The organism is Collinsella sp. MSK.8.10 (genome assembly GCF_019041915.1).
In the GTDB taxonomy this organism is placed as follows: Bacteria; Actinomycetota; Coriobacteriia; order Coriobacteriales; family Coriobacteriaceae; genus Collinsella.
This window is the reverse complement of record NZ_JAHPYF010000022.1, coordinates 1-441: the sequence shown is the minus strand read 5'-3', so window position 1 is coordinate 441 and position 441 is coordinate 1. Positions and strand designations below refer to the sequence as shown.

Here is a 441-nt window from a genome sequence, read left to right as displayed (position 1 = left end):
CCGTGGTATCTTGCGGGACCGCATCGGGCCCGCGGGATATCCACGTGTCGCTAATGAAAATTAATCGATATCATGAATAGCGCTCGTATGTCGCAATTCGGGTATCTCATACCGCGGCACAGTGTCTTGACTGTGCTCGCGATCAGATGCTCCTCACTCATAATTAAGTGAATTCTTCTTGTTTGGATCGGATGAATGATTGCTATCATTCTTACGTTTAATCGCAGAAAAGAATCGAGTCTGGAAGAGGATACTCTTCCATCTCTCTCCTATCGCTATGCGGCTCTCAAGGTACGCGGGTGCGACCCCGGGGACCGGGTGCTGCGGGGACTTATCCTGGCGGACATCTACCGGACGGGCTCCTGCCCTCTATTCGAGTTAAAGTATGTCTCTCTAAGAATGTATCTCCCTAGAAAGGAGGTGATCCAGCCGCACCTTCCG

General features: G+C 51.2%; 1 protein-coding gene. It reads left to right on the top strand.

Features of this window, described 5'->3' with window-relative positions:
* Window positions 1-195 precede the first annotated feature (195 nt).
* Window positions 196-441 (top strand): hypothetical protein (locus KTF55_RS09895; protein ID WP_217108556.1); only part of this gene is annotated, 246 nt, incomplete at its 3' end.